Below are 24,153 nucleotides of genomic sequence, written 5' to 3'. Positions count from 1 at the left end.
GGCCTTTGCATAACATTGCCCCCGAACCTCCAATCCACCATTCGCCGCTCCCCATCATCCTGAGGTGCTTCGCGTGAGCGAAGCCTCAAAGGAGGGTCCAGCGAAACTCCGGAACCTCCCCCGCGAGCGCCGGGTCATGCGGCTTGCTGCCCGGGCCAGACGGATGCACGCAAAAAACCATCTGGACCCTCCTTCGAGGCCCGGCTGCGCCGGGCACCTCAGGATGATGGTCGTGCGGTTTGCAGCAAGTGGTGGTCAGGCTTGCAAGGAGGCTGCCCGCAGGATGCAGAACTGCCTTTCGACGTTGCGCAAAGGTCTCCTCAGGGAGAGGTGAAGTAGGCCCCCGGGCGCTACGACGATCTCAGTCGGCGATCTTCACGCCAAGGCCGGTCAGCGCTTCCCAGTAGGTCGGGTAGGTTTTTGCCACGCAGCCGGGATCGAGGATCGTGATACCGCCGATCTTGAGGCCGGCCACCGCCAGGCTCATGGCGATGCGGTGGTCCGAATAGGTTTCGATGCGCGCCGGAAGCGTCTGCCCGGCGAGCGAGGGATCGGAGGCAACGATCAGGTCGTCGCCCTCCTCCGTTCCGAGGCCCGGTCGGATACGCGAGAGCTCGGTCGCAACCGCCGCGACGCGGTCGCATTCCTTGACGCGCAGATTGGCGATGCCCACGAAACGCACCGGCGTGTTGTTGAAGGCGGCGAGCACGGCAATGGTCGGGATCGCGTCCTGCATCTGCGAGCCGTCGATGACAGCCGGCAGGTTCGGGAACTGGGCGATCACCTCGCGCGCCTTGGCGTCGGGCTGGGTGAACGCATCGGACGGGACGCCAAGGTCGATATGGCCACCGGTCAGCACCTCCGCCGCCCAGAGATAGGTGGCGGCCGAGGCGTCCGGCTCGATGACGAAATCGGTCGCCTGGTATCCGGTCGGCTGGACGCGCCAGCTCGATGCGTCGATCTGCTCGACCTCACCGGCAAAGGCGCGCATCGCGGCGATCGTCAGATCGACATAGCCGCGCGCGCCGATCTCGCTGCCGGTCAGCGCAACCTCGATCGAACCCTTGCCGAAAGCGGCCGCCATCAGCAGCGCCGAGACATACTGGCTCGACAGGCCGCCATCGATCTCGACCCGGCCGGAACCGAAGGTGCCGTTGCCCTGCACGGTGACGGGGGGATAGCCACCGGCGTCCGACGCATCGATGCCCAGCGAGCGCAGCGCCTCGACCAGCGGGCCGATGGGGCGCTTGCGCATATGCGCGTCGCCGTCGACGACGACCGTGCCCTCGACCAGCGTTACCGCGGCCGAGAGGAAGCGCATTGCCGTGCCGGCATTGCCGAGGAACAGCGGCTCGGCCGGCGGGGCGAGCCTGCCAGAACTGGTGACGATGAAGGTGGTGTCGTCCGGCTCCTCGACCGTGACGCCCATGGCGCGCAGGGCGCCGGCCATCAGCTTGGTATCGAGGCTCTTAAGCGCACCGGTCAGGCGGCTGGTGCCCTTAGCGAGGGCGGCCAGTAGCAGGGCCCGGTTGGTGATCGACTTGGAGCCCGGCGGGGTGACCCGACCCTCGAGCGGCCCCGACACCGGAATAATCGTCAAAGCCTGCTTGTCGAGACCGAATGCCGTCGCCATGATTCGTCTTGTCCTTCTCGCCTGGAGATCGCGGCGCGGCGCGCTTCCGTGCGTCGCGCGGCCAGCGATCCCCCGTCCTGTTCCGTGCCGCAGCGTATGGGCCATTCGGGGGGCGAAACGCAATGGGGGACGGCATGCGGTTGGTTCTCGACAGGTGCCGGGCGTGCCATAAGGCTCCGCCCGCTCAAGCAAAGGTCCATCGTCATGAAGCTTTCCTCTTTGATCGTCCTGACGATCCTCGGGCTCTCGGCCGCTGCTCCGGCCGAGGCCGCCAGCTTCAATTGCGCCAAGGCCGTCGCCCCTGACGAGGTCGCGATCTGCAGCAATCCGGAGCTGTCCGAGCGCGACACGGAAATGGCGGCGCTCTGGTTCGCCTACAACAAGGTCCCGATGATGATGGGCGCCAATGCGGCGCGGCGGGACGGCGCCACGGACTTCCTCAAGCTGCGCGCCGCCTGCGGCAGTGACACCGCGTGCCTCGGGCGGGTGTATGAAGCGCGGATCACGGCGCTCAGGGCCGAGATCTCGCTGGCGATGGATGCGCTCGCCGGACAGCAATGAACAGGCAGAGGCCGGCAAGGGGGTGCGAAAGCGCGTGCGATCCCCTATTTCTGCTGCCTAGACATGAGCCCGGAGTTCCCCATGGCCGATGAACAGCTTTCCATTCTCGCGCGCGCCGGCCTCGACCGTGACGAAACCCGAACCGTCGTCGCCGAGGCGCTCTCCGGTGCCGATGATGGCGAGCTCTATCTCGAATACGCCCAGTCGGAGGGCCTCGTCTTCGACAATGGCCGCCTTTCCGGCGCGAGCTTCGACACCCGCCAGGGCTTTGGGCTGCGCGCCGTCGCCGGCGAAGCGGTCGGCTATGCCCATGCCGGCGAAGTCTCGCTCGACGCGATCCGCCGCGCGGGCGATGCGGTCGCTTCGGTGAAGCGCGGCCATTCGGGCACGCTGGCCGAACCGCCCAAGGGCACCAACCGCGTGCTCTATACCGACGAGAACCCGCTCGGCAGCCCGAGCTTCGCCGAGAAGGTGAAGCTGCTGGAGGCAATCGACGCCTATGCCCGCGCGAAAGATCCGCGCGTCCGTCAGGTCAGCGCCTCGCTGGCCGGCTCATGGCAGATCGTCGAGATCCTGCGTCCCGACGGCGTCTATCGCCGCGACATCCGCCCGATGGTGCGCGTCAGCGTCTCGATCATCGCCGGCGAAGGCGACCGCCAGGAGCAAGGCTCCTATGGCATGGGCGGGCGCGAGGGCTTCGGCCAGTTCGTGACCAGCGACCGCTGGCACCATGCCGTGGACGAGGCGCTGCGCCAGGCCCTGGTCAATCTCGAAGCGGTCCCCGCCCCCGCCGGCACCTTCGACGTCGTGCTCGGCCCCGGCTGGCCCGGCGTCATGCTGCATGAAGCGGTCGGCCACGGCCTCGAGGGCGATTTCAACCGTCGCGGCGAAAGCGCCTTCTCCGGCCTGATGGGCCAGCAGGTGGCCGCCAAGGGCGTCACCGTCATCGATGACGGCTCGATCATGGACCGGCGCGGCTCCCTTTCCTTCGACGATGAAGGCACGCCGACCCAGGCCACCACGCTGATCGAGGATGGCATCCTGGTCGGCTACATGCAGGACCGCCAGAACGCCCGCCTGATGGGCATGCAGCCGACCGGCAATGGCCGCCGGCAGTCCTATGCCCATGTACCGATGCCGCGCATGACCAACACGATCATGAAGAGCGGCAAGGACGATCCGGCCGAAATCCTGGGCTCGGTCAAGAACGGCCTCTACATGGTCTCATTCGGCGGCGGCCAGGTCGACATCACGAGCGGCAAGTTCGTCTTCGCCTGCACCGAGGGCTACCGGATCGAAAACGGCAAGATCGGCGCGCCGGTGAAGGGCGCGATGCTGATCGGCAACGGGCCGGATGCGATGAAGCGCGTCTCGATGGTCGGCAACGACATGGCGCTCGATCTGGGCATCGGCACCTGCGGCAAGAGCGGCCAGGGCGTCCCAGTCGGCGTCGGCCAGCCGACCATCCGCATCGACCAGATCACGGTCGGCGGCACGGCGACCTGACGGCCGGGTAAGCACTTTACGCGGCGGCGCGGGCGGGACGGGGAAGCACTCCCCGCTCCGGCGTCATCCCGGCGAAGGCCGGGATCCAGACACACTGCCAGCCGCCGAAAAGGCTGTGCGCGGCCTCCTACGACTGTGTTAATGGGCCCCGACCTTCGCCGGGGCGACGTCCTGCACAACAATCGCAAATCGTGCGGCTGAACGCTCCCCCAGCCTACGGATACAGCCGCTCGCTCTGCCAGTCGCCCTCGCCCGGCACCGCGCGCCGGAAGACAACGCGGTCGTGCAGGCGGAAGGCGCCGTCCTTCCAGAATTCGATCTGGACCGGCTTGATGCGGAAGCCCGACCAGTGCGGCGGGCGCGGGATTTCGCCGATCGCATATTTGGCCGCCAGCGCCGCGACCGACTTTTCCAGCGCAAAACGCGATTCGAGCGGCTGCGACTGTTTCGATGCCCAGGCGCCGAGACGGCTGTGGCGGGCGCGCGTCGCGAAATAAGCGTCGGCCTCCGCATCGGTCACCGTCTCGACCAGGCCGCGAACCCGCACCTGCCGGCGCAGGCTCTTCCAATGGAAAAGCACGGCGGCCTTGGGGGTTGCGAGCAGTTCCCGGCCCTTGGCGCTGCCATAGTTGGTGTAGAAGACAATCCCGTTCTCGTCGAAATCCTTCATCAGCACCATGCGCACATCCGGCAACCCGTCGGGGTCGACGGTGGCCAGCGCCATGCCGTTCGGATCGTTGATTTCCGAGGCCTCCGCCTCCTTCAGCCAGCTGGCGAAAAGGGCGAACGGGTCCGTCGCGGCGGTGAAGTCACTCATCCTTAATCATCTTTTCCGATGCTGCGATCCGCAGAGCGTCCGCTGAGGATCATTCGTGCTGCTACGGGACAGACATATATCGACCGGACGGCCTATGACCAGACAAGACGGGATCCACCGGGTATGCGAATGATTGGCCGAATAGGACCGATCATGCTGTGCGCGGGCTTGGCCGGCTGCGGTCTAACGCCGGGTGGCCCGGAAACCGACATCGACATGACCACCACGGGCTCGATCGCCCCGGCGGTCCCGGCCGCCAAGCGCACGGTCGTCGAAGCCGTGGACCCGTCCGACTGGGAGCATATCCGCCTGACGGCCTCGACCTTCATCTCCGGCTCCGCCAATGGCGACGTCATCGACTGGACCAATCCCGACACCGGCTCGAACGGCACGCTGTCGCCGGTCCGCGCCGCCCATGTCGAGCCGGATGGCCGCAACTGCCGCGCCTTCGCGCTCACCGTCAGCGACGTCCGCGGCATCCGCCGTTACAAGGGCGATGCCTGCCGGGCCACGGATGGCATGTGGCAGCTCTTCGAAGTCGTTCCCGAAGACAGCGCGCTCCTTTAGACTCCAATCCGAGTCGAGGCGATTGGAATCAATTCCTAGCCTCCCTATGTTATGGAGGGTTCCGGTGCCGCCGTTTGGGCCGGGACGAATCCTGCCCTTAGAGGGGGTTTCCCATGCGTGATCCATACCAGGTGCTCGGCGTCGAGAAGAAGGCGTCCGCGGCCGAGGTGAAGAAGGCGTTTCGCCGTCTCGCCAAAAAACACCATCCCGACCAGAATCCGGACGACTCCAAGGCCCAGGAGAAGTTTTCGGAGATCAATTCTGCCTATGAGATCCTCAGCGACGAGGAAAAGCGCGCCCAGTTCGACCGTGGCGAGATCGATGCCGAGGGCAAGCCCAAATTCCAGGGTTTCGAAGGGTTCGATCCGCGCGGTGGCACGGGCGCCGGTTCCGGCGCGCACAGCTTCCGCTGGTCGTCTGCCGGCGGCGCCGATGACATCCTGAACGATATTTTCGGCGGCTTTGCCGGCCAGGGCGGCGGCGGCGGCTTCAGCAATTTTGGCGGCGGCCGGGCCGGCGGCTTCAGTGGCGGCGGCGCGCGCGCCTCGTCGCAGGCCCGCTCGCGCGGCGAGGACGTCACCGCCACCGTGGGCGTAACGCTGGAGCAGATCGCGCGCGACGAGAAGGTCCGCGTCGAACTGCCGACCGGCCGGACGCTGGAGATCGCCATTCCCGCCGGGACGCGGCCGGGACGGGTGATCCGCCTGCGCGGCCAGGGCTGGGCCAGCCCGACCGGCGGCCAGGCCGGCGACGCGCTCGTCACCGTCGAGTTCGTGCCGCACCCGCTGTTCAAGGTGGAGGGCGACGCGCTGCGCCTGGAGCTTCCGGTGACGCTGGATGAAGCGGTGCTGGGCGCCAAGGTGCGCGTCCCGACGCTAACCGGCTCGGGCACCATGACCATTCCCGCCCATTCGGATGGCGGCCGTGTCATGCGCCTGAAGGGCAAGGGCCTGCCGACCGCCGTCGGCGGCAATGGCGACCTGCTCGTGGCGCTCAAGATCGTGCTGCCGCCGGAGATCGATCCCGAATTCGAGGCGATGATGCGGCGCTGGCGCGAGACCAAGGCCTATTCGGCGCGCGGTCCCGAATTCGAAAGGTAGTTTTTCGCCTGCCCTGACTCTTCTCCTCTCCCTCAGGGAGAGGTGAAGGATGGCATCGCGTCCTGCCTGTCGATCAATCCTGCCGCCTCACGGGCGCGGAGCAGCGGCGCGGCGAAGGCGGTCTACGATCGCCTCGCCGAGGCCCGTCGTCGGGATCGGCGCCACCGCGATGGTCGCGGCCTTGCCGTCCAGCTCGCGGAGCGCCGAAAACAGGCGCGCCGCCGCCTCGATCAGATCGCCGCGCTCGCTCAGATTGATCGTCACGGCCGCATTGCCGGCATGGCGCGGCAGATCCGCCCCGAAGGCGAGCAGCGCCTCTCCCGGAAACACTTCCTCCACATCGAGCCGGACCATCGCGCCCGGCGCGTAATGCGAGGCCAGCTGTCCCGGCGCGGTCGGCGCTTCGGGATCCGTGAGGTCGACGATCGTCAGCGGCATCCCGGCGACCGCCTCGATCGCTTCGCGCGGCAATCCGCCCGCGCGAAGCAGCGCAAGTCCTGCGGGCGTTGCCGCGACGATGGTCGATTCGACGCCGACATGGCTGGGCCCGGCATCGAGCACGATCGCGACGGCGGATCCGAGATCCTCCGCGACATGGGCGGCGGTGGTCGCGCTGACATGGCCGGAGCGGTTGGCGCTGGGCGCCGCAACCGGCCGGCCGAACGCCTTCAAGAGCGCATGCGCGGCCGGGTGGGACGGCATGCGCACGGCCAGCGTGTCGAGCCCGGCGGTGGCAAGGTCGGATACGCCGGCGTCGGCACGCTTCGGCAGAACCAGCGTCAGGGGCCCCGGCCAGAACACCTCGGCCAAGCGCCGAGAGACAGGATCGAACAGAACCAGCCGCTCCGCCGCTTCGAGATCCGCGACATGGGCGATCAGCGGGTTGAAGCTCGGGCGTCCCTTGGCGGCATAGATCCGCGCGACCGCCTCGCCATTGGTGGCGTCCGCCGCCAGGCCATAGACCGTTTCAGTCGGCATTCCGACAAGCTGGCCGGCCTTGAGCGCCGCGATCGCCTCGCGCAGCGCGTCGTCGTCATCCGCCGGACGTATGTTGGAGGAATGATGCCTGGCCAATCCGGCCTCCCGAGCCAATTTTGCAGCGAAGCGCCAAAAGGCCCGTCGCGGCCGGGCAGTCAAGCCCTATCCGCCCTCGCCGCCCAAACCGCGGGGATCCGCCGTGTGACCGCGTCAATTGTAGGCAATTTTGAACATATGCTTTACTTCGCGGCAGGACCTGTCCAATTCTCCTCCGCCAACTAGCTAATGGGAAGGTGGGACCCGGATGAGCGAGAGCATGAGTTTGCCGATCGGTATCGAAGCGAAGGGCGGGATCACCGTCATTCGATTCGACAGACCGGAAACTCAGAATGCCCTGACCGTCGAGATGCTCACCACGATTTCGGACGCGCTTGTCCTCGGGGAACGGGACGGTCGCAACAAGGCCTTCGTCATCCTCGGATCGCCGGGCGTGTTCTCTATCGGCAACGACCTTCGCGAGTTGGTCCAGTTCGCCGATGAGGGACGCATCGACGAGAGCATCGCCCGCTTCCTCAAGACCATCGCCACCATCGAGAAGCCGCTCATCGCCGCCGTAGACGGGCTGGCGATGGGAATTGGCGCCACCATCCTGCTGCATTGCGACTACGTGGTCGCCAGCGAATGGTCGGCCTTCGAATCGAACTGCGTCGAACTGGGCCTCATCCCGAGCGGCGGCTCGACGCTGCTCGCCGCCCGGCTGATGGGGCACCAGCGCGCCTTCGAATATCTCGTGCTCGGCGAGCGTTTCGACGTCGAGCGCGCCTTCCAGGCCGGGCTGGTCAACCGAATCGTTCCCGCCGCCGATGTCGAGAAGGCGGCGCTTGCCGTCGCCCGAAAGCTCGCCAGCCGCTCGATGGAATCGGCCGGCACCACCCGTCGCCTGATGCGCGGCGACCGGCGCGAAGTGCTGACCCGGATCGACCAGGAAATCGCCCAGATCCTCAATCGGCTGCGTTCGCCTGTCGCACGCGACACGCTGGTTGCCTATATGCGCAAGAACCAATGACCGGCGCCGCCATTCGGTGGTCCGTCTGAAATCGAATTCGGGACGCCCATGGCAACGCTGCTGATCCATCATCCGGTCTTCGCCGAGCACCTCGTGCCCTTCGGCCATCCGGAACGACCCGAACGCATCCAGGCTGTCGAGGCGGCGCTATCCGACGACCGCTTCGCGCCGCTGCTGCGCGAACAGGCGCGGATGGCGGATGTCGAGATGATCCTGCTCTGCCACCCGCTCTCCCATCTCGAGGCGATGCGCCATTACAGCCCCTCGGAGAGCATGATTCGCGTCGATGCAGACACGACGATGTCGCCGATGACGCTGGAAGCGGCGCTGATCGCCGTCGGCGGCGCCTGCCAGGCGGTCGATGCCGTGCTGGATGGCGACGCGAAGAACGCCTTCTGCGCCATGCGCCCGCCCGGCCACCATGCCGAGCCGGATCGCGCCATGGGCTTCTGCTTCTTCAACCAGGCGGCGATCGCCGCCCGCCACGCCCAGCGCGGCCACGGTCTCGAGCGGATCGCTGTTGTCGACTGGGACGTGCATCACGGCAACGGGACGCAGGCGATCTTCTGGGACGATCCGTCCGTGCTCTACGCCTCGACCCACCAGATGCCGCTCTATCCGGGCACCGGCGCCGCGTCGGAGTCAGGCGCCGGCAACATCTTCAACGCGCCGCTCGCGCCCGGTGCCGATGGCGCTGATTTCCGCCGCTCGTTCGAGACCGTGATCCTGCCGGCCCTCGACGCCTTCCGGCCGCAACTCATCATCATCTCCGCCGGCTTCGACGCCCATTCGCGCGATCCGCTCGGCGAGCTGGAACTGGTCGAGGCCGATTTCGTCTGGGCGACCGAGCAATTGATGGAGGTCGCGAACCGCCATTCGCATGGCCGCATCGTCAGCATCCTGGAGGGCGGCTACGACCTGAAGGCGCTCGCCGCATCAACCGCCGCCCATGTCGAGACGCTGATGCGCGCCGGCTGACCCGCCGGGGCCGTGCACGGCTTGCATCGCGCGGCCCGATGGCCGAAAAGGTTCGCCGCACAATTCCGGAGACCAGCCCATGTCCGACGTTCAGACCGCCCTTGAAGGCCTCTCCTTCGAGAAGGCCCTGGCCGAGCTCGAGACCATCGTCGGCCATCTCGAGCGCGGCGACGTTCCGCTCGAAGAGTCGATCAAGATCTATGAGCGCGGCGAAGCGCTGAAGAAGCATTGCGAGGCACTGCTGAAGCAGGCCGAGACCAAGGTCGAGAAGATCCGCACCGGCGCCAACGGCCAGGCGACCGGCACCGAGCCGCTCGACGTCGAATAGGCCAGTCGGCGCTTTCGCTGAACAATCCGTCGCCGGAACGGCGTCTTTCGGCTCATACTCCGCCTCTCCATTATCGGCTCAACACCGAAGCCAAGGAGATTGCCATGAGCCGCCTGCCCGATATCGATCCGATCTTTGGCGACGCCGCCTCGAGCGACGCCATTGAACTCGTCGTCGTGCCGCGCACCGTCGACATTGGCGGCTTCGCGGTGAAGCGCGCCTTGCCGACGGCCAAGCGCCGCATGGTCGGGCCGTTCATTTTCCTCGACCAGATGGGCCCCGGCGAATTCCCGGCCGGCGAAGGTCTCGACGTGCGGCCGCATCCCCATATCGGGCTGGCGACGGTCACCTATCTGTTCGATGGCGAGATCGTGCACCGCGACTCGACCGGCGTCGAAATGGCGATCCAGCCGGGCGACGTGAACTGGATGACGGCCGGGCGCGGCATCGCCCATTCCGAGCGCTCCAGCCCTGAATTCCGTCACCGCGCCAATGACCGCAAGGTCGGCGGCCTGCAGACCTGGGTGGCCCTGCCGAAAGACCATGAAGAGGACGCGCCCGAGTTCCACCATCACGGCAAGGCCAACCTGCCCGTGGTCAGTGGCGATGGCGTCGACCTCCGGCTGATCCTGGGCTCCGCCTATGGCGAGACCTCGCCGGTGCAGACCTTCTCCGACACGATCTATGCCGACGTGGCGCTGCAGCCGGGCGGCCGCCTGCCGATCGACGCCGAGCATGAGGAACGCGCGCTCTACATCTTCGAGGGCGAGATCGAAATCGCCGGCGACGTGTTCGAGGCCGGGCGCCTGCTGGTGCTTCGCCCCGGCGACCGGATCAGCCTGACCGCGCGCAAGCCGACGCGGCTGATGCTGGTCGGCGGCGCGCCGATGGACGGGCCGCGCCACATCTGGTGGAATTTCGTCTCCTCGTCGAAGGACCGCATCGAGCAGGCCAAGAACGACTGGAAGCTCGGCCGCTTCGACAAGGTGTTTGGCGACGAGAGCGAGTTCATCCCGCTGCCCGAGGGGCCATAGGTTTCCCGCTCTAGTCGGCAAAACAGGGCTGCTCATCACCTTCCAGAGAGAGCGAGAGGTGATGGAAAGCGGCGTGTCAGGTTGCGGCGAACCGCCCCCCCACCCTCGGCGTCATCCCGGGCGGAGACCCGGCAACTGTGTGGTCACGGGTTGAATGAGAGGTGTTGTCGGAGCATGGCGTTGGCGATGACTAGGATCTTTCTGGCGATAGCGATGAGGGCGACCTTGGGTGGCTTTCCGGCGTTGATCATGCGTCGGTAGGCGTCTGCGAAGCGTTGCTCGATCCGGGCGGCGCAGACGGCTGCCATGTAGAGGGCCTCGCGGACGCGCCGTCGTCCGCCGTGGATGCGGCGACTGCCGCGGAACTGACCACTGTCGACATTGTAGGGTGCCAGGCCAGCCAGCGCGGCGATGGTCTTGGGAGAGCGCTGGCCGAGTTCGGGCAGCAGGGCGATCAGCGTGGCGCTGGCGACGGGGCCGACGCCGGGGATTGAGCGCAGCCGCGCCTCAGCACCGGCGAGATCGGCCGAGGCCTTGATGCAGGCCTGAATGGTGCGCTCCAGCGCCGCGATGCGGATGTCGAGCCAGGCCAGGGTCTCGCGGATGTCGTCGGCGATCTCGTCGCTGCATCCCTGCCGTCGGGTGCGTTCCTGCTTGCGCATGGCGACGAGCTGGTCGCGACGCTTGTGCAACTCCGCCAGACGGTTGCGCTCCGGGGAGCGCGGCTGGCGGGGCGCGGGACGAAGCGTCTGGGCCATGGCGGCGAGCATGCGCGCATCGATCCGGTCGGTCTTGGCGAGAACGCCGGTGGCGCGGGCGAAGTCACGCGCCCGGGCCGGATTGACGCGAACGAAAGCGATGCCGGCCTCTGTCAGGGCCTGAGCGAGGACCCGGTCGTACGGACCGGTCGCCTCGAACACGACGAGGATATCGCCATGCCGCCAAGGTTCGAGCCTTTGCGCGATCGCCTCGGCTTGATTGGCGATGCGTTCGGCCACGCCCACGGCGCCGTCGAACAGATCCAGATGGGCTTTGGAGATGTCGCAACCGACAAAGCCAGGGTGTATCTTCATGATGCCTATCCCTGTGCTGCGAGGTCCGTCACCACGGCCTCGATCAACTGTTCAGGCTTGGGTATCGAAGCAGGCGGACGAGGACCGGGCCGGCTCACGGTCTCGAAGACCAGGGATCCAACGATCTCTCGTCCGCCACCCCATCATCGCACAGCTTCAACACACAGGGATCCATTCATCCGGGTTCTGGGGAGCTTCTCGCGGATCAGGGCTCGGCTGCATGGGTCCTCGCTTTCGCGAGGATGACGACGAGCGTGTTGGGTGTTGCGGAAAGGCTGGCCAAGCAACCGGAAAGGACTTCCCCGGACGAGCCGAAGTCTCAGAGAAACACCGGTTCCTCGACCAGTTCCACGCCGAATTTGGCGCGGACGCCGGCCTTGATCTCGCCGGCCAGCGCGGTGATCTCGGCTGCCGAGCCGCCGCCATGGTTGACCAGGATCAGCGCATGGCGGTCATAGACGCCGACATGGCCGAGCCGGATGCCCTTGAAGCCGCTCTGCTCGACCAGCCAGGCGGCCGAGAGTTTGACCTGCCCATCGGGCTGCGGATAGCCACCGAGCTTCGGATAGTCGACCTTGAGCGCGTCGTGCTTGGCCGCCGGGACGATCGGGTTCTGGAAGAAGCTGCCGGCATTGCCGATCACCGCCGGATCGGGAAGTTTTCGCCCGCGCACGGCGACGACCTCGTTGAACACGGCTTCGGGCTCAACTGCCTCACCATGCTGGAAGATCGCGGCGATGTCGGGATAGCTCAGCACCGGCTGCCACGGGCGCGGCAGGCGGAACCGCACGCTGGTCACGATATAGCGGCCAGGATGGTGCTTGAAGACGCTGTCGCGATAGGCGAAGGCGCATGCGTCCTTGTCGAAGGTGACGAAGCGCTCCGTCTCGACGTCATAGGCGCGCAGGCTGTCGAACCGGTCCGCCAGCTCGATGCCATAGGCGCCGATGTTCTGCACCGGCGAGGCGCCGACCGTGCCGGGAATCAGCGCGAGGTTTTCCAGCCCCGGATGGCCCTCGGCCAGCGTTGCGCGAACGAAGCCATGCCAGTTTTCGCCCGCCGCCGCCTCGACGATCCAGGCATCGTCCCGCGTCTCGACCAGCCGTCGGCCCTGGCTGCGCATCAGCAGCGTCACGCCCTCGAAATCCGCGCTCAGCACGATGTTGCTGCCGCCGCCGAGAAGCCGGCGCGGCAGGCCCTGGAGGCGCGGATCGGCCAGCGCTGCCACGAGATCGGCCTCGGAGCGGATCTCGACCGCATACCGGCTCCGGGCGCGGAAGCCGAAGCTGTTGCTGTCGTCGAGCGGGTAATCGGTCAGTATCTCGGGCATTCTCGTTCCGGCAGAAGGGCCAAGCCGTCGGGTCGGCCCTTCCTATGGACGATCAGGCTGTCCGTGTCGATTCCGCGGGCGGCAGGGTCCTCGCCGCTCGGGAATCTCCGTTCAGTTCCGGAGCGTCGTCTCCGTCAGGTTCTTGTGCATCAGCGACGCCGCCAGGCCGTGATACAGCGATTGCGGCATGATCAGGCTGGAAACGCCGTAGCCGAGCACCGACGCACACATGATCGGAATGACGTCGCTGTTGTTGCCCGTCATCTCCAGGATGATGACGAAGGCGGTGATGGGAGCCTGCACCACGCCGGCGAAATAGCCGGTCATCCCCAGCAGTGCCGCTATGCCGGCCGTGCCCCCGAGCGCCAGGGCGAACAGACTGCCCAGGCCGGTTCCAACCGCCAGCGATGGCGCGAAGATGCCGCCCGGGATGCCCGAGATGGACGACAGCAGCGTGGCGATGAACTTCGCCGGCCCAAAATACCAGGGCAGGATCTCGCCCTCGAGCGCCAGCCGCGCATGCTCATAGCCGGTGCCGAAGGTGATGCCCCCCGATGCGAGCCCGATCAGAGCCACGACAAGGCCGCAGGATCCCGCGATCACCAGCGTCCGCACCAGCGTCATCTCGCTGGTCCAGCGGCGGATGGTTTGCGTCGACCACAGCATCAGCCGGCCGAACAGGGCGCCAAACAGGCCGCCGAACACACCGCAGAGGCCCACCATGACCCATCCCTGCAGGCCGACGACATGCCCCGAGGCCTGACCGAAATAATTGTAATTGCCAACCAGCCCGAGCGAGACGAGGCCGGCGAGGATCACGGCGGACAGGACCAGTCCGGAGGTCTTCGTCTCGAACGATCGGCTCATCTCCTCGATGGCGAAGACGATACCTGCCAGGGGCGCATTGAACGCCGCCGATATGCCGGCCGCCGACCCTGCCAGGATCAGGCCGCGCGCGCGGTCCGCCCCGCCGATCTGGCCGACCTTGAGCATGATCGCGGCGCCGACCTGAACCGTCGGCCCCTCGCGGCCGATCGATCCGCCTGAAGCAATGCCGACCAGGGTCAGCAGGATCTTGCCGAAGGCGACGCGCAGCGACAGCAGCTTGTTGCGGGACGCTTCATCGGTCATCTCGCAGGCAGCGATCGCATGCTGGATGCCGCTGCCGGCCGAGCCGGGAAACACCGTGCGCGCCAGATGGGCGCAGAGCATGAAACCAAGCGGCGTCAGGATCAGGGGGATCCAGAACGCCTGGCTGGACACAAGGTGAAAGAGCGACTGCGCCTGGTCGGCCGCATAGGCGAAGGCGACGCTGACCAGGCCCGTGACGCCCGCGCCGGCCCAGAACACCACGCGCCGTCGCCACACGTCGCGGGAAAGCCAGGCAGGCTGCGACCGCTTCAGTTTCCGTCTCAACAACAACAATCCACTCCCTAGGAAAAATCGGGCCGCGCACGCTGATATGGGCCGGAGGGCCAAGCGGTTCAGTCGGCGGTCAGGGGCACGTAGTCGATCTCCAGGAACGACTCGACCTCGGGGATCCAGCGGTCCCGAACGAAGGCGACATGGTCGGGATGATCGTTATACAGGGAATAAGCGGCCTGGTCGGCGAACTCCATGGAGAAGCCGAAATCATAGTCGTTCTTGGGGCTGACCTGGCGCAGCTGCTCGAAGTTTCCGACGCCGGGGATCGCGGCGAGGATGCGGGCATCGGCGAGAAACCTTCCCTCCGCCTCGGAACCGCTGGAATGCTTGAGACGGAAGACGACGGTATGGCGGATCATGCAAGGGCCCCTTCGATGCCAGGAGAAATGCACAGTAGAGGACGCGGAAGCGCGTGCAACCGCGCGGATATGGCCCGTCCCCTCGGCCTCGACCGCGTTGCCACCCGTCGCCACGTCGTGTAACCGTGCCCCTTCACATAACAGTCTTGTTTCATAGATGACCGGCAAGCCCGAAACGCCCCTTCTCGACACCGTCACCACGCCCGAGGATCTCCGTCGCCTTCCGGAGAGCTCGCTCGTGCAGCTGGCGGCCGAACTCCGCGCCGAGACCATTGATGCGGTTTCGATCACCGGCGGCCATCTTGGCGCCGGCCTCGGCGTCGTCGAGCTGACGGTGGCGCTGCACTACGTGTTCAACACGCCCGCCGACCGGATCATCTGGGACGTCGGCCATCAGGCCTACCCGCACAAGATCCTGACCGGCCGCCGCGACCGCATCCGCACGCTGCGCCAGACGCATGGGCTCTCGGGCTTCACCAAGCGGGCAGAGAGCGAATACGACCCGTTCGGCGCCGCCCACTCCTCGACCTCGATCTCGGCCGGCCTCGGCATGGCGGTGGCGCGCGACCTGTCCGAAGGCGACAATGCCGTCGTCTGCGTGATCGGCGACGGCGCGATGTCGGCCGGTATGGCCTATGAGGCGATGAACAATGCAGGTGCCCTGCGCTCGCGGCTGATCGTCATCCTGAACGACAACGACATGTCGATCGCGCCGCCGGTTGGCGCCATGTCGGCCTATCTGGCGCGCCTCGTCTCGGGCCGCGCCTATCGCTCCTTCCGCGAAGTGGCGAAGCAGCTGACCAAGAAGCTGCCGCGCATCTTCCACGACAAGGCGAAGCAGACCGAGGAATATGCACGCGGCTTCTTCACCGGCGGCACGCTGTTCGAGGAACTCGGCTTCTACTATGTCGGGCCGATCGACGGCCACAATCTCGATCACCTGCTGCCGATCCTGCGCAATCTGCGCGATGCGCCGGAAGGTCCGATCCTGCTGCATGTCGTGACGCAGAAGGGCAAGGGCTACGCCCCGGCCGAGGCCGCCGCCGACAAGTATCACGGCGTCAACCGCTTCGACGTCATCACCGGCAAGCAGGCCAAGGCGACGCCCAACGCGCCGAGCTATACGCGTGTTTTCGCGGAAACGCTGATCAAAGAAGCCGAAGCCGACGACAAGATCGTCGCCGTCACCGCCGCCATGCCGACCGGCACCGGCCTCGACCTGTTCGGCCAGGCCTTCCCGAGCCGCACTTTCGATGTCGGCATCGCCGAACAGCACGCCGTCACCTTCGCCGCGGGCCTTGCCTCGGAAGGCTACAAGCCGTTCTGCGCGATCTATTCGACCTTCCTGCAGCGCGGCTACGACCAGATCGTCCATGACGTGGCGATCCAGAAATTGCCGGTGCGCTTCGCGATCGATCGCGCCGGTTTCGTCGGCGCCGATGGGCCGACCCATGCCGGCTCGTTCGACACCGGCTTCCTGACCGCGCTCCCGGGCATGATCGTCATGGCGCCGTCCGACGAGGCCGAGCTGGTGCACATGATCGCAACCTCGGTCGCCATCGACGACGCGCCCTCCTCCTTCCGCTATCCGCGCGGCGAAGGCGTCGGCATCGACATGCCGGCACGCGGCGAGGTCCTGCCGATCGGCAAGGGCCGGATCCTGCGCCAGGGATCGAAAATCGCCATCCTCTCCTTCGGCACGCGCCTCAAGGACGCGATGAAGGCGGCGGAAGAACTGGATACCTACGGCCTCTCGACGACCGTCGCCGATGCCCGCTTCGCCAAGCCGCTCGATACCGACCTCGTGCTGGACCTCGCCCGCAATCACGAAGTCGTGATCACGGTCGAGGAAGGCGCGGTCGGCGGCTTCGGCGGCCAGGTCCTGGCCTTCCTCGCCGGCGCCGGCGCCTTCGATCGCGGCCTCAAGATCCGCACGCTGGTGATGCCGGACGAGTTCACCGATCACGACAAGCCCGAGGCAATGATCGTTTCCAGCGGGCTCGACGCGCGCGGCATCGTCGCGACCGTGTTCGAGGCGCTCGGCCGCGGCGACGAAGCAGCGGCAATCCGGCTGGCCTGATTTCCAGCCTTCACATTGTAAACTTGGCGACCTTCCGTTGCGTAAACTCGCGACTCGTTCTACCCGATAGCGGACGGGATCCCCTTGGGAGATCCGGCCGAAGGGGGAACGAGGATGGTATCCGACGCGATCCGGCTGGTGCTGACGAACCTGCCAAGCCTGCTGTTTTTCGCAGCCCTTCTCATCGCCACTCTGCGCGGCGGCTCGGCGCAAGCCTATCTCGACTGGCTGCTTCTGCTCTCCATCGGGGTCACCAATGTCTGGGCCGGCCTCTACCACGTCTTCGCACCGGAAACGGCCGCGGCGTTCATCGGCTGGCAGGTCAGCCCGTTCCAGTTCGAGGTCGGCATCGCCGATATCGCGCTCGGTGTCATCGCCATCGTCGCGTTCTGGCAAACGCTGGCGTTCAAGGCCGCCGTGATCCTCTTCACCACGGTCTATTACGTTGGGCTTGTGATCGGCCACATCCACCAGATCGTCAGCGCCGGCAACTGGACGGCCGGCAATGCGGGGGCGCTCCTGCTCCTGACGGTGCTCCAACCGATCCTGCTCATCGCCTGCTACTGGATCCTCACACGACGCCAGGCCGCTAGCCCGCTCTGACACCCGCCACATCGTCGCACGGCTCGCGCGGCAGTCCGCCGCGCTTTGCAAGCGCGGCGTGCGGGGCTATCTCTGCGACATGATCAAGCACATCGCCTTTTCGCTCCTTCTCGCTGCGTCGCTGGCAACGCCCGCGCTCGCCGATGTCACCGCCGGCCCGCTCGTCGTCAGCGAGCCCTGGTCGCGCGCGACGCCGCCCGGCGCCAAGGTCGGCGGCGGCTACCTGACCATCAAAAACACCGGCACCGAGCCGGATACGCTGGTCTCGGTCGCCTCGCCCGTCTCCGAAAAGACCGAGCTTCACCTGATGAAGACCGAGGACGGCGTCATGACGATGCGCCCCGCGACCGACGGCGTCGAGATCCCGGCCGGCCAGACGCTGACGCTGGAGCCCGGCGGCTACCACATCATGTTCATCCGCCCGAAGGCGCCCTTCGTGCAGGGCGAGACCGTGCCGCTGACGCTGACCTTCGCCAAGGCGGGTCCGGTCGAGGTCGAACTGACCATTTCGCCGATCGGCGTGCCCGGCCCGAAGACGGATCACTCCATGCACATGAACCATGACGGCGCCGCGAAATGAGCGACAGCAGCAAGCCCGACGCCAGCCGCAAGACGCTGCGAACCATCCGCTACATCCTCTGGGGCCTGGTCGCCGTCGCAGTCATCGCCGTCGCCGGCTTCGCGGTGACGCAGAAGAGGGGCGGCGCCAGCCTGACCACCAGCGCGATCGGCGGGCCATTCTCCGTCGTCGACCAGAAGGGCCAGCCCGTCACCGAGGCGGCGCTGAAGGGACATCCCTCGGCGATGTTCTTCGGCTTCACCTTCTGCCCAGATGTCTGCCCGACCACGCTGTTCCAGGCGACGCAGTGGCTGAAGCAGCTCGGCCCGGACGGCGACAAGCTCAAAGTCTATTTCGTCACCGTCGACCCCGAGCGCGACACGCCTGAGCAGATGGACAATTATCTGCACGCCTTTGATCCGCGCATCATCGGCCTGACCGGCAGCCGCCCGCAGATCGACGCGATGCTGAAGGCGTACCGCGTCTATTCGAAGAAGGTCGGCGAGGGCGAGGACTACACGATGGACCACGCGGCTGCCGTGTACCTGCTCGATTCCGACGCCAATTTCGTCGGCACGGTCGACTATCACGAGAAGGACGAGACGATCATGGCCAAGCTAAAGCGCCTTGTCGCCGGCTGATGCAGGGTCACCGGACGCCGCTTGCGGCAAGGTTCCCGACAGGGGCGCGACGACATCGTCGCGCCCCTTTTCGTCTGAGGTCGGCTCGGCGTCTGGCCCACCTGCCGCCATTGCGCGCCTGGACTGTCCGCTCCAATGCTTCAGGTAGCTCGACCAACATCCTGAGGTGCCCGGCAAAGCCGGGCCTCGAAGGAGGGGCCGGCGAACGCTCAGATGGCGCGATTTTGCTCGACTTCCGGTTTCCCTGAAATGCGGGATTGTCAACTGGAGCTCCTTCGAGGCCTCGCGAAAGCGAAGCGCCTCAGGATGAGGGCGGAGCCGATTGATCTGCCTGACAAGTCAAAGCTTGCCAGCCGGCCGTATCGGCCGGATCCAGCGGCCCGATCCGGGGGCCGCCACCTTCCCTCGCACGGCCCTGCGCAACCCGCCGCCAGAGGAAATACTCCCGCTTGCTGTATCCCCTCCCCCAGGATAGGATCTGGCATGAGCCACGCCCAGAACCCCGATATCCTGCTCCGCCTGCGCCGCGCCTCCGGTCACCTGACCAGCGTCATCGCCATGGTCGAGGACGGCCGCGACTGCCTGGCCATTGCCCAGCAGATGCAGGCCGTGATCAAGGCGATCGAAAGCACCAAGCGCATCCTGATCCACCACCATATCGACGAGCATCTGGGGGCGGCCGCCAGCGCGCTGCCCGCCGCCGAAGCCCGCGCCCTGGTCGAGGAAATCAAGGAAGTCAGCAAGTATCTCTGAGGAGCGGACGGGCCATGGCAGGAGTATCGCAATGAACGCGTCGCAAGCCCTCGGGGGCCACGAGCACGTCTTCCTCGGCGCCTCGCACGACCGCAACCAGCGCCGGACGATGATCGTCGTCGGCATCACGACGCTGACCATGCTGGCCGAAATCGTCGGTGGCTATGTCTATGGCTCGATGGCGCTGCTGGCCGACGGCTTCCACATGTCGACGCATGCCGGCGCCCTGCTGGTGGCGGCGCTCGCCTATCGCTATGCCCGCCGTCACGCGCATGACCCGGCCTTCACCTTCGGCACCGGCAAGATCGGCGATCTCGCCGCCTTTGCCAGCGCGGTCATCCTCGGCGTCATCGCCGTGCTGATCGCCGCCGATGCCGCCTGGCGCCTCGCCCATCCCATCGACATCAGCTTCAATCCGGCGATCGTCGTCGCGGTCATCGGCCTCGCCGTCAATCTCGTCAGCGCCGCGCTGCTGCACGAGAGCATGCCGGGACACAGCCACGGCCATGACGACCACCACGGGCATGACCATGATCATGCGCACCATGATCATGGCGGCGCCCGGGATCACAATCTGCGCGCCGCCTATGTCCATGTGCTCGCCGATGCGGCCACCTCCGTGCTCGCCATCGCGGCGCTGCTCGCCGGGCGCTTCCTGAACTGGGTCTGGCTGGATCCGGCCGTCGGCATTCTCGGCGCAGCGGTGATCGCGAGCTGGTCGCTGCAGTTGATGCGCGACAGCGGCCGCATCCTGGTCGACACCGTGCCCGATCCGGATCTCGCGACCGCCATGCGCGCCCGTATCGAGCAGAATGGCGACCGGGTTACCGACCTGCATCTCTGGCGCGTCGGCCCCGGCCACAACGCGGCGGTGATCAGCCTCGTCTCGGCCCATCCGCAATCGCCCGACGTCTACCGCAAGAAGCTCGCGGCGCTGCACGCGCTGTCGCATGTCACGGTCGAGGTGCAGACCGCGCCGGCCGTTTAGTCAGGCTGGTGCGCGAAGCGAGCGCAGCGCGATTGTGGTAGGAGACGCACCCCGGCCGGCGAAAACCGATGGAGGTGCGAGCGCCATGACCCAGAATATTTACGACAATCCCGCCTTCTTCGAGGGCTACAGCCAGCTCGGTCGGTCCGTCCATGGACTGGCGGGGGCTGCAGAATGGCCGGCACTGCGCGCCATGCTGCCGGATCTGCGCGGGCTTCGCGTCGTCGATTTGGGCTGCGGCTATGGCTGGTTCTGCCGCCATGCGAGCGAACAGGGCGCGGCCTCCGTGCTCGGGCTCGACGTGTCGGAGGCGATGCTGGCGCGCGCCACCTCCATGACCAGCGATCCCGTTATCCGCTACGAGCGCGCCGATCTCGAGACGCTGGAACTGCCCGAGGCCGCGTTCGATTTCGTCTATAGCTCGCTGACGCTGCACTATATCGAGGACCTGCCGCGCCTTCTGGCAACCGTTCATCGCGCGCTGGTGCCGGGCGGCAGGCTCGTCTTCTCGATCGAACATCCGATCTATATGGCGCCGACCAACCCCGGCTGGGTGATCGATGCCGAGGGGCGCCGCACCTGGCCGCTCGACCGCTACAGCGCCGAGGGCCCGCGCTCGACCGACTGGCTCGCCAAGGGGGTGATCAAGCATCACCGCACCATCGGCACCCAGCTCAACATGATGATCCGGCAGGGTTTCACCATCACCCATTTCGAGGAATGGGGGCCGACCGACGCCGAGATCGCCGCGCAGCCGGCGCTGACCGAGGAGCGAGACCGGCCGATGATGATGCTGATCGCGGCACATCGATAGGCGCCCCTCTCGCCCCAGGCCGCCCCTTTCGGCGGTCTGCGAGGCCTGCGACGCGTGCCTGCGGCCCGATAGCGCTTGCGCTTGACCGCCGCGCACGCCATCACTCGCGCCATGAACGACACCACACATCGCCTGGACATGGTCCTGCTGGCGCGCGGGCTGGTCGCCTCGCGGGCCAAGGCGCGCGACGCCGTCCTGCGCGGCCATGTCCGCGTCGACGGGGTCCTGATCACCAAGCCCGCCGCGACCATCCGGCAGAACGCCACGCTCGAGATCGACGATCCCGCGCAGCGCTACGTCTCGCGCGCCGCGCTGAAGCTCGTCGCCGGGCTGGATCATTTCGGCTATGACCCGACCGGCCGCACCGCGCTGGATCTCGGCGCCTCGACCGGCGGCTTCACCGAAGTTCTGCTCGAACGCGGCGCGCGCCATGTCCATGCGCTCGATGTCGGGCATGGCCAGCTGCATCCGCGCGTGGCCGGCCGGTCGCGCGTCACCATGCGCGAAGGCCTGAATGTCCGCGACCTGACCGCCGAGGACATTGGCGAACCGTTCGATGCCATCGTCTGCGATGTCTCGTTCATCTCGCTCCGCCTGGCGCTGCCGCCGGCGCTCGAGCTGGCCGAGCCGGGCAGTTGGGGCGTCCTGCTGGTCAAGCCGCAGTTCGAGGTCGGCAAGGACGGCATCAACAAGAGCGGCCTGGTTCGCGATCCCCTGGAAGGCGAGGCCGCTGTCGAGCGCATCGTTGACTGGATTGCCGCGGAGCCGGGATGGGTCGTCGACGGCCTCGTCCCCTCCCCGATCGCCGGTGGCGACGGCAATCATGAATTCCTGCTCGGCGTTAGGAAAGAAACAGCCCATGGCTGAAACCCTCACCATCACTGCTCTCGGCCATGAGGGCGACGGCATCGCCGAGACCGCATCGGGCCAGAAGGTGTTCGTGCCCTTCACCCTGCCGGGCGAAGTCGTGACGGCCGATATCGACGGCGAGCGCGGCCACCTGGTTTCGATCATCACGCCGAGCCCGGACCGCATCGCGCCCGCCTGCCGGCATTTCACCGTCTGCGGCGGCTGCTCACTGCAGCATTGGGCGCCGGAGAAATACCAGGCCTGGAAGCGCGAGCTGGTCGTGCACGCCTTCGCCCAGCGCGGCATCGAAACGGAGGTCAATCCGGTGATCCCGGTTGCGCCCCATTCGCGCCGCCGCGCCGTCTTCACCCTGTCGCGCACCGAACAGGGCGTCGTGCTCGGCTTCAACAAGCGCGAGAGCCACGACATCCTGGCGATCGAGGAATGCCCGCTGCTGGTGCCCGAGATCGAGACGCGACGCGACAAGCTCGCCGCCCTGGCCGACCGGCTGATGGATCGCGGCAAGCGCGCCCGCATGACCGTGGTCTCGACCGATACCGGCCTCGACGTGTCGCTGGAAGGCGCGCGCAAGCCCGGCCGCGCCGACTATGAGGCGCTCGGTCGCGCCGCGGTCGACGGCTCGATCTCGCGGCTGACGGTCGATGGCGCTGAAATCTTCATGAGCCGCGTGCCGGAAATCCGCAACGACCCGATCGTGCTCTATCCGAGCGCCGGCGGCTTCCTGCAGGCGACGGCCAGTTCCGAACTGGCCATGGCCGACCTCGTCGACGCCGCGATCGGCAAGTCGGGCGGCCCGGTGCTCGACCTCTTCTCCGGCATCGGCACCTTCACGCTGAAGCTGGCGCGGCGCTTTCCCGTTCTCGCCGTCGAGGGCGAGACCAAGCTGCTACAGGCGCTCGACCGCTCGATGCGCTTTTCCACCGGCATCCGGGCGGTGACAACGCGCCGGCGCGACCTGTTCCTCAATCCCATGGCACCGGTCGAGCTGAAGGAATTCAAGGCCGTCGTGTTCGACCCGCCCCGCGCCGGCGCCAAGGCGCAGGCCGAGACGCTGGCGAAGTCGATCGTGCCGAAGATCGTCGGCGTCTCCTGCAATCCCGCGACGCTCGCCCGCGACGCGCGCATCCTGATCGACGGCGGCTACAAGCTCACCAGCGTTACGCCCGTCGACCAGTTCCTGTGGTCGGGCCATGTCGAGGTGGTGGCGACCTTCGAGCTCGCCCGCAAGAGCGCCAGCAAGGGCCGCCCGGTGCGGTTGAGCTGATCGGCCGGCTGGGACCCGTCTGGGTGGCGGAAGCCCAGGAAAGCCCCTCACCCAACCCTCTCCCGCAAGCGGGCGAGGGCTTTTGCGGCCGGCGCCCTTGGCCATATGGCGCGACGGTCGCCACTAGCACCACCTACCCCCTCGCCCGCTTGCGGGAGAGGGCTGGGGTGAGGGTCTGAACGCCAGGCTCCGACAGGACGATCCCGCAATTCGGCGGCAAGAACCGGATAGAACCGGCGCGTCCTCCCGCGTTAGCTCGCAGCTTCCAAACCCATGAGGAAGCTTTGATGCCCGCCCTTCGCTATGTCGCCATTCCCAGCACTGCCGCCGCGCACTATCGCAGCGGCGGGCTCGATGCCAACGGCCAGTCGCCCGAACGGCGGGTCTCCGACGGCGGGGGTGTTCCCTGCCGTCATTGCCTGGATATGGTCCCCGCTGGATCCGACTATCTGATCCTGGCGCACCGGCCGTTCGAGACGATCAACCCCTATGCCGAGGTTGGGCCGATCTTCCTGTGTGCCGAAGCCTGTGTGCGCGCCGATGAAGGCGACGCGCTGCCGCGCATGCTGACCTCGACGGCCTACATCATCCGCGGCTATTCGGCCGATGAGCGCATCGTCTATGGCAGCGGCAAGGTGGTGGCGCGCGAAAGGCTTGGCGCCGAGGCGGACGAACGGCTCGCCCGCGACGACATCGCCTTCGTCCATGTTCGCTCCTCGACCAACAACTGCTTCCAGTGCCGGATCGAGCGGGGGTGAGGCGAACTATGGGCTCGTTCTTTCACCTCCCCTGAGAGAAAGGTCGACGGCCGCAGGCTGGCGGGTGA

Annotated in this window: 25 protein-coding genes; 18 read left to right on the top strand and 7 right to left on the bottom strand. The window is 66.9% G+C overall.

The window, feature by feature from the left end:
- Positions 1-361: 361 nt before the first annotated feature.
- Positions 362-1,633 (bottom strand): 3-phosphoshikimate 1-carboxyvinyltransferase, encoded by a 1,272-nt coding sequence (locus tag ACHMWQ_RS10285; protein ID WP_396307391.1) that lies wholly within the window; start codon positions 1,631-1,633, stop codon positions 362-364.
- A 204-nt stretch (positions 1,634-1,837) separates the two neighbouring features.
- Between ACHMWQ_RS10285 and ACHMWQ_RS10280 the strand changes: the two genes are divergently transcribed.
- Together ACHMWQ_RS10280 and tldD are read left to right on the top strand one after the other, a co-directional pair.
- On the top strand, positions 1,838-2,194 hold the full coding sequence (locus ACHMWQ_RS10280) for a hypothetical protein (protein WP_354547845.1): 357 nt from the start codon (positions 1,838-1,840) through the stop codon (positions 2,192-2,194).
- An 81-nt stretch (positions 2,195-2,275) separates the two neighbouring features.
- A complete protein-coding gene (gene tldD, locus ACHMWQ_RS10275; protein WP_354547843.1) occupies positions 2,276-3,700 on the top strand; it encodes a metalloprotease TldD in 1,425 nt (474 codons plus the stop codon).
- A gap of 214 nt (positions 3,701-3,914) precedes the next feature.
- On the opposite strand, the gene pdxH is transcribed toward tldD, so the two are convergent.
- Complete coding sequence (gene pdxH / locus ACHMWQ_RS10270) at positions 3,915-4,517, bottom strand: pyridoxamine 5'-phosphate oxidase (RefSeq protein WP_396307390.1); 603 nt, start codon at positions 4,515-4,517, stop codon at positions 3,915-3,917.
- 216 nt (positions 4,518-4,733) lie between these two features.
- Between pdxH and ACHMWQ_RS10265 the strand changes: the two genes are divergently transcribed.
- Together ACHMWQ_RS10265 and ACHMWQ_RS10260 are read left to right on the top strand one after the other, a co-directional pair.
- Positions 4,734-5,084: an RT0821/Lpp0805 family surface protein gene (locus ACHMWQ_RS10265; RefSeq protein WP_396307389.1), complete on the top strand. Its 351-nt coding sequence runs from the start codon at positions 4,734-4,736 to the stop codon at positions 5,082-5,084.
- A gap of 113 nt (positions 5,085-5,197) precedes the next feature.
- Positions 5,198-6,184: a DnaJ C-terminal domain-containing protein gene (locus ACHMWQ_RS10260; RefSeq protein WP_396307388.1), complete on the top strand. Its 987-nt coding sequence runs from the start codon at positions 5,198-5,200 to the stop codon at positions 6,182-6,184.
- An 87-nt stretch (positions 6,185-6,271) separates the two neighbouring features.
- On the opposite strand, the gene ACHMWQ_RS10255 is transcribed toward ACHMWQ_RS10260, so the two are convergent.
- Positions 6,272-7,258: an L-threonylcarbamoyladenylate synthase gene (locus tag ACHMWQ_RS10255; RefSeq protein ID WP_396307387.1), complete on the bottom strand. Its 987-nt coding sequence runs from the start codon at positions 7,256-7,258 to the stop codon at positions 6,272-6,274.
- Positions 7,259-7,478: 220 nt separating this feature from the next.
- Here ACHMWQ_RS10255 and ACHMWQ_RS10250 point away from each other — a divergent pair, with 220 nt between their 5' ends.
- The 4 genes from ACHMWQ_RS10250 to ACHMWQ_RS10235 all read left to right on the top strand — a co-directional run bounded on the left by ACHMWQ_RS10250 (position 7,479) and on the right by ACHMWQ_RS10235 (position 10,568).
- Complete coding sequence (locus ACHMWQ_RS10250) at positions 7,479-8,228, top strand: enoyl-CoA hydratase-related protein (protein ID WP_396307386.1); 750 nt, start codon at positions 7,479-7,481, stop codon at positions 8,226-8,228.
- Positions 8,229-8,276: 48 nt separating this feature from the next.
- On the top strand, positions 8,277-9,206 hold the full coding sequence (locus tag ACHMWQ_RS10245; protein ID WP_396307385.1) for a histone deacetylase family protein: 930 nt from the start codon (positions 8,277-8,279) through the stop codon (positions 9,204-9,206).
- Positions 9,207-9,285: 79 nt separating this feature from the next.
- Positions 9,286-9,534, top strand: coding sequence for an exodeoxyribonuclease VII small subunit (locus ACHMWQ_RS10240; protein ID WP_354547830.1), 249 nt, complete (start codon positions 9,286-9,288; stop codon positions 9,532-9,534).
- A 104-nt stretch (positions 9,535-9,638) separates the two neighbouring features.
- Entirely contained in the window at positions 9,639-10,568 is a 930-nt protein-coding gene (locus ACHMWQ_RS10235) for a pirin family protein (RefSeq protein ID WP_354547829.1), read from the top strand.
- A gap of 143 nt (positions 10,569-10,711) precedes the next feature.
- Here ACHMWQ_RS10235 and ACHMWQ_RS10230 read toward each other — a convergent pair whose 3' ends face one another.
- From ACHMWQ_RS10230 to ACHMWQ_RS10215, 4 genes are all read right to left on the bottom strand, one after another.
- Positions 10,712-11,641, bottom strand: a complete 930-nt coding sequence (locus tag ACHMWQ_RS10230; protein WP_396306466.1) for an IS110 family transposase — start codon at positions 11,639-11,641, stop codon at positions 10,712-10,714.
- A gap of 319 nt (positions 11,642-11,960) precedes the next feature.
- A complete protein-coding gene (murB, locus tag ACHMWQ_RS10225; RefSeq protein WP_396307384.1) occupies positions 11,961-12,971 on the bottom strand; it encodes a UDP-N-acetylmuramate dehydrogenase in 1,011 nt (336 codons plus the stop codon).
- Between the two features lie 111 nt (positions 12,972-13,082).
- Positions 13,083-14,387 (bottom strand): chloride channel protein, encoded by a 1,305-nt coding sequence (locus tag ACHMWQ_RS10220; protein WP_396307383.1) that lies wholly within the window; start codon positions 14,385-14,387, stop codon positions 13,083-13,085.
- A gap of 68 nt (positions 14,388-14,455) precedes the next feature.
- Positions 14,456-14,755 carry a Dabb family protein gene (locus tag ACHMWQ_RS10215; protein ID WP_396307382.1) on the bottom strand — a complete coding sequence of 100 codons (300 nt, stop codon included), beginning with the start codon at positions 14,753-14,755 and terminating at the stop codon, positions 14,456-14,458.
- Between the two features lie 157 nt (positions 14,756-14,912).
- On the opposite strand from ACHMWQ_RS10215, the gene dxs reads away from it, so the two are divergent.
- The 10 genes from dxs (at position 14,913) to ACHMWQ_RS10165 (ending at position 24,085) form a co-directional block, all read left to right on the top strand.
- Positions 14,913-16,835, top strand: a complete 1,923-nt coding sequence (dxs, locus tag ACHMWQ_RS10210) for a 1-deoxy-D-xylulose-5-phosphate synthase (protein WP_396307381.1) — start codon at positions 14,913-14,915, stop codon at positions 16,833-16,835.
- A 114-nt stretch (positions 16,836-16,949) separates the two neighbouring features.
- Positions 16,950-17,438, top strand: a complete 489-nt coding sequence (locus tag ACHMWQ_RS10205) for a DUF6790 family protein (RefSeq protein ID WP_396307380.1) — start codon at positions 16,950-16,952, stop codon at positions 17,436-17,438.
- Between the two features lie 58 nt (positions 17,439-17,496).
- Positions 17,497-18,018 (top strand): copper chaperone PCu(A)C, encoded by a 522-nt coding sequence (locus ACHMWQ_RS10200; RefSeq protein ID WP_396307379.1) that lies wholly within the window; start codon positions 17,497-17,499, stop codon positions 18,016-18,018.
- On the top strand, positions 18,015-18,638 hold the full coding sequence (locus tag ACHMWQ_RS10195) for an SCO family protein (RefSeq protein WP_396307378.1): 624 nt from the start codon (positions 18,015-18,017) through the stop codon (positions 18,636-18,638). Before ACHMWQ_RS10200 ends, ACHMWQ_RS10195 begins: the two co-directional genes overlap by 4 nt.
- 483 nt (positions 18,639-19,121) lie before the next feature.
- On the top strand, positions 19,122-19,391 hold the full coding sequence (locus ACHMWQ_RS10190; protein WP_396307377.1) for a metal-sensing transcriptional repressor: 270 nt from the start codon (positions 19,122-19,124) through the stop codon (positions 19,389-19,391).
- Positions 19,392-19,416: 25 nt separating this feature from the next.
- Entirely contained in the window at positions 19,417-20,379 is a 963-nt protein-coding gene (gene dmeF, locus ACHMWQ_RS10185) for a CDF family Co(II)/Ni(II) efflux transporter DmeF (RefSeq protein ID WP_396309424.1), read from the top strand.
- Between the two features lie 85 nt (positions 20,380-20,464).
- Positions 20,465-21,193 carry a class I SAM-dependent methyltransferase gene (locus ACHMWQ_RS10180; protein ID WP_396307376.1) on the top strand — a complete coding sequence of 243 codons (729 nt, stop codon included), beginning with the start codon at positions 20,465-20,467 and terminating at the stop codon, positions 21,191-21,193.
- Between the two features lie 111 nt (positions 21,194-21,304).
- Positions 21,305-22,060 (top strand): TlyA family RNA methyltransferase, encoded by a 756-nt coding sequence (locus ACHMWQ_RS10175; RefSeq protein ID WP_266332902.1) that lies wholly within the window; start codon positions 21,305-21,307, stop codon positions 22,058-22,060.
- Entirely contained in the window at positions 22,053-23,327 is a 1,275-nt protein-coding gene (locus tag ACHMWQ_RS10170; RefSeq protein WP_396307375.1) for a class I SAM-dependent RNA methyltransferase, read from the top strand. The genes ACHMWQ_RS10175 and ACHMWQ_RS10170 overlap by 8 nt, the downstream gene beginning before the upstream one ends.
- A gap of 287 nt (positions 23,328-23,614) precedes the next feature.
- Entirely contained in the window at positions 23,615-24,085 is a 471-nt protein-coding gene (locus ACHMWQ_RS10165) for a DUF1203 domain-containing protein (protein ID WP_396307374.1), read from the top strand.
- Positions 24,086-24,153 lie beyond the last annotated feature (68 nt).

The organism is Kaistia sp. UC242_56 (assembly GCF_044452255.1).
In the GTDB taxonomy this organism is placed as follows: Bacteria; Pseudomonadota; Alphaproteobacteria; order Rhizobiales; family Kaistiaceae; genus Kaistia; species Kaistia defluvii_A.
The sequence above is the reverse complement of the archived record's forward strand: the minus strand, read 5'-3'. Positions and strand labels throughout refer to the sequence as shown.

Coding starts and splice junctions, on each gene's coding strand:
- ACHMWQ_RS10285 (WP_396307391.1), bottom strand. CDS start 1,633: ATGGCGACGGCATTCGGTCTCGACAAGCAGGCTTTGACGATTATTCCG.
- ACHMWQ_RS10280 (WP_354547845.1), top strand. CDS start 1,838: ATGAAGCTTTCCTCTTTGATCGTCCTGACGATCCTCGGGCTCTCGGCC.
- tldD (WP_354547843.1), top strand. CDS start 2,276: ATGGCCGATGAACAGCTTTCCATTCTCGCGCGCGCCGGCCTCGACCGT.
- pdxH (WP_396307390.1), bottom strand. CDS start 4,517: ATGAGTGACTTCACCGCCGCGACGGACCCGTTCGCCCTTTTCGCCAGC.
- ACHMWQ_RS10265 (WP_396307389.1), top strand. CDS start 4,734: ATGACCACCACGGGCTCGATCGCCCCGGCGGTCCCGGCCGCCAAGCGC.
- ACHMWQ_RS10260 (WP_396307388.1), top strand. CDS start 5,198: ATGCGTGATCCATACCAGGTGCTCGGCGTCGAGAAGAAGGCGTCCGCG.
- ACHMWQ_RS10250 (WP_396307386.1), top strand. CDS start 7,479: ATGAGTTTGCCGATCGGTATCGAAGCGAAGGGCGGGATCACCGTCATT.
- ACHMWQ_RS10245 (WP_396307385.1), top strand. CDS start 8,277: ATGGCAACGCTGCTGATCCATCATCCGGTCTTCGCCGAGCACCTCGTG.
- ACHMWQ_RS10240 (WP_354547830.1), top strand. CDS start 9,286: ATGTCCGACGTTCAGACCGCCCTTGAAGGCCTCTCCTTCGAGAAGGCC.
- ACHMWQ_RS10235 (WP_354547829.1), top strand. CDS start 9,639: ATGAGCCGCCTGCCCGATATCGATCCGATCTTTGGCGACGCCGCCTCG.
- ACHMWQ_RS10230 (WP_396306466.1), bottom strand. CDS start 11,641: ATGAAGATACACCCTGGCTTTGTCGGTTGCGACATCTCCAAAGCCCAT.
- murB (WP_396307384.1), bottom strand. CDS start 12,971: ATGCCCGAGATACTGACCGATTACCCGCTCGACGACAGCAACAGCTTC.
- ACHMWQ_RS10215 (WP_396307382.1), bottom strand. CDS start 14,755: ATGATCCGCCATACCGTCGTCTTCCGTCTCAAGCATTCCAGCGGTTCC.
- dxs (WP_396307381.1), top strand. CDS start 14,913: ATGACCGGCAAGCCCGAAACGCCCCTTCTCGACACCGTCACCACGCCC.
- ACHMWQ_RS10205 (WP_396307380.1), top strand. CDS start 16,950: ATGGTATCCGACGCGATCCGGCTGGTGCTGACGAACCTGCCAAGCCTG.
- ACHMWQ_RS10195 (WP_396307378.1), top strand. CDS start 18,015: ATGAGCGACAGCAGCAAGCCCGACGCCAGCCGCAAGACGCTGCGAACC.
- ACHMWQ_RS10190 (WP_396307377.1), top strand. CDS start 19,122: ATGAGCCACGCCCAGAACCCCGATATCCTGCTCCGCCTGCGCCGCGCC.
- ACHMWQ_RS10180 (WP_396307376.1), top strand. CDS start 20,465: ATGACCCAGAATATTTACGACAATCCCGCCTTCTTCGAGGGCTACAGC.
- ACHMWQ_RS10175 (WP_266332902.1), top strand. CDS start 21,305: ATGAACGACACCACACATCGCCTGGACATGGTCCTGCTGGCGCGCGGG.
- ACHMWQ_RS10170 (WP_396307375.1), top strand. CDS start 22,053: ATGGCTGAAACCCTCACCATCACTGCTCTCGGCCATGAGGGCGACGGC.
- ACHMWQ_RS10165 (WP_396307374.1), top strand. CDS start 23,615: ATGCCCGCCCTTCGCTATGTCGCCATTCCCAGCACTGCCGCCGCGCAC.